This window comes from Geitlerinema sp. CS-897, from assembly GCF_028368005.1.
Classification (GTDB): Bacteria; Cyanobacteriota; Cyanobacteriia; order Cyanobacteriales; family Geitlerinemataceae; genus Baaleninema; species Baaleninema simplex.
Genome location: NZ_JAQNCQ010000227.1, coordinates 1 through 5,689 on the forward strand (window position 1 = coordinate 1; position 5,689 = coordinate 5,689).

6 protein-coding genes and 1 pseudogene are annotated in these 5,689 nt (G+C 50.6%); 3 read left to right on the forward strand and 4 right to left on the reverse strand.

From position 1 onward, the window contains the following. Window positions 1-315: 315 nt before the first annotated feature. The 4 genes from POG22_RS14275 to POG22_RS14290 all read right to left on the reverse strand — a co-directional run bounded on the left by POG22_RS14275 (window position 316) and on the right by POG22_RS14290 (window position 3,676). Window positions 316-861, reverse strand: coding sequence for an LmeA family phospholipid-binding protein (locus POG22_RS14275; protein ID WP_498906004.1), 546 nt, complete (start codon window positions 859-861; stop codon window positions 316-318). 74 nt (window positions 862-935) lie between these two features. Further along, window positions 936-2,588 carry an ABC1 kinase family protein gene (locus POG22_RS14280; RefSeq protein WP_498905996.1) on the reverse strand — a complete coding sequence of 551 codons (1,653 nt, stop codon included), beginning with the start codon at window positions 2,586-2,588 and terminating at the stop codon, window positions 936-938. A gap of 378 nt (window positions 2,589-2,966) precedes the next feature. Beyond that, window positions 2,967-3,269, reverse strand: a complete 303-nt coding sequence (locus POG22_RS14285; protein WP_498905998.1) for a sll1863 family stress response protein — start codon at window positions 3,267-3,269, stop codon at window positions 2,967-2,969. A 245-nt stretch (window positions 3,270-3,514) separates the two neighbouring features. Next, complete coding sequence (locus POG22_RS14290) at window positions 3,515-3,676, reverse strand: YqaE/Pmp3 family membrane protein (RefSeq protein ID WP_035492937.1); 162 nt, start codon at window positions 3,674-3,676, stop codon at window positions 3,515-3,517. 354 nt (window positions 3,677-4,030) lie between these two features. On the opposite strand from POG22_RS14290, the gene POG22_RS14295 reads away from it, so the two are divergent. From POG22_RS14295 to POG22_RS14305, 3 genes and pseudogenes are all read left to right on the forward strand, one after another. Further along, the gene (locus POG22_RS14295) at window positions 4,031-4,258 is read left to right on the forward strand and encodes a hypothetical protein (RefSeq protein WP_498906000.1); all 228 of its coding nucleotides are present in this window, start codon (window positions 4,031-4,033) and stop codon (window positions 4,256-4,258) included. Window positions 4,259-4,398: 140 nt separating this feature from the next. Beyond that, window positions 4,399-5,424: a 2-hydroxyacid dehydrogenase gene (locus tag POG22_RS14300; RefSeq protein ID WP_498906002.1), complete on the forward strand. Its 1,026-nt coding sequence runs from the start codon at window positions 4,399-4,401 to the stop codon at window positions 5,422-5,424. An 81-nt stretch (window positions 5,425-5,505) separates the two neighbouring features. Then, window positions 5,506-5,689, forward strand: a pseudogene (locus POG22_RS14305) (hypothetical protein); the annotation flags it as partial.

Sequence of the window (5,689 nt, forward strand, 5' to 3'; positions counted from 1 at the left end):
TAAATAATTAAATTTATTCTACATTAATCGATCGCTCTATGTCAAGTTCTGCAAGCTTTACAGAATTTCGGCTTTGAATTTCAAATATCGAAATTGGGGTTAAATTAGTATTTTTTTGCATAACAAAATCGGAAGAGCCATTTTTTTTATCATTACTGTATAATACAACCCCAACCAATTTGACGATAGAGATGAGGGGTCATGATGCTGATGTGCTAGTTAAGGAACTCGAACATCGCAGCCTTTCCCCTCTTTTTGTTTACCCCTTTTTCTCAAATCCTCTCCCTTTCTCCCTTTCAGGAGTTTTCTGCACCACTAAGCAATGGAGACTTTTACGCCTGACACTTGCAAAACTGGGATGCACCCTTCGATAAAGTCGAGTCGCGTTTGCAGGTGGATGGGAATGGGTTCGTCGCGATCGGCGATCGCATACGTCATCTGTACCGATAACTCCCTGGCTTCAGTTAATTGACATTCAACGGCATGAATTGCGATCGATTCAGTCGGAACGCCTTCTACAATTTCACTGCCATCATGCAAGATATTTAAAATCTTTTGAGACCGCAAAACGTTAGCGATATCTCGATCTTCTAAAACGATTTCTGTCGTTCCCTCCGTGGGGTTTTGAAGTTTGACATTTCCCACCACTGCCTTTAACGGATCGACAGAAATTTCATCGAGTCGAATGTCTAAATTCGCCATACGAACGTTCGGCGAAACTGAAATTCCATTGGCGCTGAGGTGAAGTCCGTCCACGGTTCCCGAGGTAATGCGTTCGGTGTCGTCGCTGACGTGAATTTCTAAAGTTTCGGCACGATCGATCTGCGACGAGAATATAGCGTGCGCCACTTTATCAATGATTTTTTCAACGGTGAGTCTATCATGAAGTGTTTTGCGATCGAAATACTAGCGTCAACAGCGCGATCGAATCTCGTTTACTTCGATCGACCCGATCGCCAAATACTAAACACGAGCCACAACCCGAACAAACAGGCCGTCCAAAATAAAGCATTGGTGAGCCAAGGTACCGCTGCCATTTGGTCTTTAGAGACGACCAAAGCCCCGGCTAAAATTAATGCCGCTACGACAATACTAGAAGAAAGGCGATTGGCCGATTCGTCGAGACTGCGGCGCAAATCCTGCAACTCGTGAACTCGCAGGTTCCATTTAAGGCTTTCTGTGGTGACTCGCTCTAATAAAAAATCGAGCTGGCGCGGAGAGTTGAGCGACAAACTTTTAAATTCTAAACTCGCTCCGAGGAGATCTTGCAGTGGATTTTCACCGAGTAACTGTCGGCGCATCAAATCCGCCGTCAGGGGTTTAATTTCCTCGAGCAAATTCACTTCGGGGTTAAAGGTTCGCGCCACCCCTTCTAAGTTAGCTAAGGCTTTGGCGTAGAGTCCCATGTTACTGGGCCAGCGTAGGTGGTTGCGTCGCGCCGCTTGCAGCACTTCGTAAAACGCTTCGCTGAAGTTGAGTTGGGACAAACTCAGGTTGTAATACCGCCGCAACAGGCGATCGTATTCGTTTTGTAGGCGGATGAAATTGACCGGACGCACCGGTTGCGCTAGTTGTAACGTCAGTTGAGCGCAGCGTTGTGCGTCGAGGCTAATCATCGCCAAAATAATTTCGACAAGCAAGCCTTGAGTGCGGGGATCGAGGTTTCCCGTCATTCCCACGTCTAACAACGCCACCCGTCCGTCGCTGAGGTAAAAAATGTTTCCGGGGTGGGGGTCGGCGTGGAAAAAGCCTTCGATAAACAGTTGTTGTAAGAAGGCGCGGAACAACAGTGTCGTGATGGCGTTGCGTTCGGCTTGCGCGTCGCCGTTGTAGTGCTTTCCGGTAATTTCCGCCGACAGGATCGGAACGCCGTCGAGCCATTCCATCGTTAAGAGTTTGGGGGTGGTGTACTCCCAATAGATGGTGGGAACGGTGATGCGATCGGCGTCGAACCAGTCGCTCGAATTCAGACAGCGTTCGAGGCGAGCGGTGTAGTGCGCCTCTTGCGTGAAATCCAGTTCGTCTCGTAGGGCGTTGGTGAACTCTTCGGCCAGGGCGATAACGTCGTAGTATTCGCCGAAATCCGTTCCCGAGACGAGTTCGGCCAGGTTGGTGAGCAGCTCGATATCGCGATCGACCGTTTGCTCGATTCCGGGGCGTTGAATTTTTAAGGCGACTTCGCGGCCGTCTTGGAGGGTGGCGCGGTGGGTTTGGGCGAGGGAACCAGCGGCGACGGGTTCGGTATGGATTTCAGCGAACACGCCATCGAGATCGGCGTCGAATTGTCGTTGCAGTTGCGCTTCGATATCGGGCCAGGGAACGGGGGGAACGTCGGCCTGAAGGGCGCTCAGTGCTTTAATATATTGGGGCGGAAGCAGTTCGGGACGGGTGCTGAGCAGTTGACCGAGCTTGACGTAAACCGGTCCGAGGTCGATGAGAATGCGTTGGAGAACTGTAGGGGGCGGAAGTTCGGGTTTTTCTGCGTCGTTATTGCTCAACAAACGCCTCATGTAGTCCCATCCGTGGTACAGGACGACTTCGAGAATTTCTCGCTGTCGGGAATTCGATTTCGTCAAGGTCGATATCATGGGCGTTAATGGGGCGATGTGTTGTGCTGGAGGGGAAGCCGGGGAGAGGGGGAGCAGGGAGATAAGGGGACGAGGCGTCGGTGCGTGACGCGGAAAGTACCATTGTTCGGTCTACCCTCAAGATGGGTTCCCCGCGTCACACACCCTTGTATGTTGTCGGTGGGGACGGTGCGTGACGCGGTAACAGTCCTTTGACCTGACTTCGGCCACATTTCCCCGCCGCGTCACACACCCTACAGTCAACCGAAACACTGCTCACTGCTCACTGCTCACTGTAAAAAGCCCTTCTCCCCGTAGGAGAAGGGGCAGGTCGATCGTTCTCAACCTAGGGCAGTTAGGTGAGGGTCGATCTTCGTTTGACGTGGCGATCGCGATCGATTATTGTTGGAATTTCTTCGACGCACGCTCGAACGCACCCGTCAGTTCGTTCCAGGCACTTTCAAAACCGGACTGAACTTCCGACCAAGCGTCTTCGCTGGTTTCTTTCATTTCTTCAAATTTGGCTTGAGCCGCGTCGCGTTTGGCGTAGAGTTCTTCCATTCTACCGTGATATTCGACTGAGGCGTCGGCTTTGGCTTGTTCGGCTTTGGCTTTCAACTCGTCGATTTGGGCGTTGAGCTTGTCGAGTTGGGCTTTGACTTTGTTTTGATACTCTTGGCGAGCTTCAGTTCGGGCAGCCATTTGCTTTCCTCCTGGTTAAAGTTAATTTTGGGTTAAGATCGATCGTGTGACTCGCGTGAAATTGACGATCGCTTTCCTGTTAAAGTGCGAGTTTGAAATGCTAGTCTTATTGAAGCACTTCTGAAAGTCTCACCGCCTCTGTCTCGAGAGCGATTTTAACTCTATCTCGCGGTCGATCTGACTGTGTCAGTCGGTCGGAACGAACCAGGGCGATCGCCAGCCTAGACGTTCGGAGCCAGTGAGTTCTAGTCTTCTTTTGCAATCACCCAAACGGCGTGAACGATCCCTGGAATGTAACCGAGTAGCGTTAACAGAATGTTAATCCAGAATTGTCCCCGAAGTCCCACTTGTAGAAACACGCCGAGAGGGGGGAGTAAAATAGCAATAATGATACGAACAACGTCCACGAGTTTATTGTCCTCCGTGTAAATTCTTGTGTCTTTATTTGTAGTTTGACGAAACGAGATGGGCGATCGCATCCATCTCTCGGTAGATTTTCCAGAAATTTGACGATTTTTCAAGTTTGTTCGAGCGTCTCGACGTTCTGAGCGCTGTCAAAACAATCAAAAATTGAAGCATTTTTTACAAAACATCAAGACTTGCGATCGCTTTTTAATTAAATCTTAATATTATTCACAAAAGTTATTTAATCTCTGGATTGTAACTCTAGAAAAATCCACCAAAATTGTCTAACCTACGGTAGAGAGAGCTATCAAATTCTCCGTGTTAGTTTAAATACTGGACGGATTGAGGAGAAAATTATGAACGCCACGATCCTACGTCAGGTCTGGTCTACGGTAGAAGATACCCAAGCCACAACCCTCGCGAACTTAGACGACTCGACCTTGGTCGATCGCCTGATCTGGGACTTACAAGCCCAGAGCATCTTAAACGGCAGCGAGATCGATGAAGTGAGCTGTTACCTGCGATCGAAGCTCAGCCTGATCCGAGATTTAGCTGACGGCCGCGCGTTCTCCGCAACCCCCTAAAGCCAGACGAGACTCGAATTGGGGAACACGGAGAGACACTCTGTCGTTTCCGCTTTCGAGATGTCCCTGTCGGTCGTCGGAAAACCCACCGATCCGGCAGATCGGACAGCCCACGTCCCCAAATCTTCGAGACAATATATATGAAGGTTGCCGTTTTTAGTACCGAACCCTACGATCGCCAATTTCTAAACGCTGCAAACGCTTCAGCTCGCGGCGATCGCGAACTGGTCTATTTCGACGCCCGACTCGAACCGAAAACTGCCAGTCTCGCAGTTGACTTTCCCGTCGTGTGTGTCTTCGTCAACGACGATGTCGGCACGGAAACCCTAAAACTGCTCGCCGAAGGGGGAACCCGTCTCGTCGCCTTACGCTCTACCGGGTACAACAACGTAGACGTGCAAGCTGCCGTCGATCTCGGCATCAAAGTCGTGCGCGTGACCGATTATTCTCCCTATGCCGTCGCCGAACACGTCGTCGGGTTGATTCAATCCCTCAACCGCAAGATTCATCGCGCCTACAATCGGGTGCGCGACGATAACTTTTCTCTCAACGGATTGTTGGGTTTCGATTTACACGGTCGTACGGTGGGAATTGTCGGAACGGGTCGAATCGGCCGGATCTTCGCACGAATCATGGAAGGTTTCGGCTGTCGCTTACTCGGTTACGACCCCTACCCCCATCCCGAATTCGAGGCACTCGACGACGCTCGTTACGTCGAGTTTCCCGAATTGCTGAGCAACTCAGACATTATTTCCCTACACTGTCCGCTCACCCCAGAAAACTATCACCTCATCGATAGCCAGGCGATCGCCCAATTCAAACCGGGCATGATGTTAATCAACACCAGTCGCGGTCAACTCATCGACACCAAAGCCGCGATCGCAGGAATTAAATCCGGTCAAATCGGCTATCTCGGTATCGACGTTTACGAGCAAGAAGAAACGATTTTCTTCCGCGACTTGTCCGATACCGTGATTCAAGACGATACGTTTCAACTGCTGCAATCGTTTTCTAACGTCCTCATTACATCTCACCAAGGATTTTTTACCCAAGAAGCCCTCACCGACATTGCCAGAACCACCATCGAAAGCATCGCGGCTTTCCAAGAAGGAGCGCCCCTCGACCACGAAATTCAACCGCCCGAACAAGCACCCATTTCAGCTTGATCGAGCGGCTCGTTTTCTGCGATCGCGTCCGTGTCAGCCTTGGCTGATTCCCTCGTCGCCTTCGATGCTAAAATCGAGGGCGTGTTCGACATCGTCTGTAAATTCCTCGTCGAAAGCTTTGCCTCCGACTTTGCCAGTTGGTTGTTGGGGGAAGCGATGCCGTTGACGGAACTGAGTCCCTCCGAACTGTCTCTCGAACCGATTCGAGCCGACGCGCTCGTGTTACTGCAATCGACCGATACAGTTCTACACGTCGAGTTTCAAA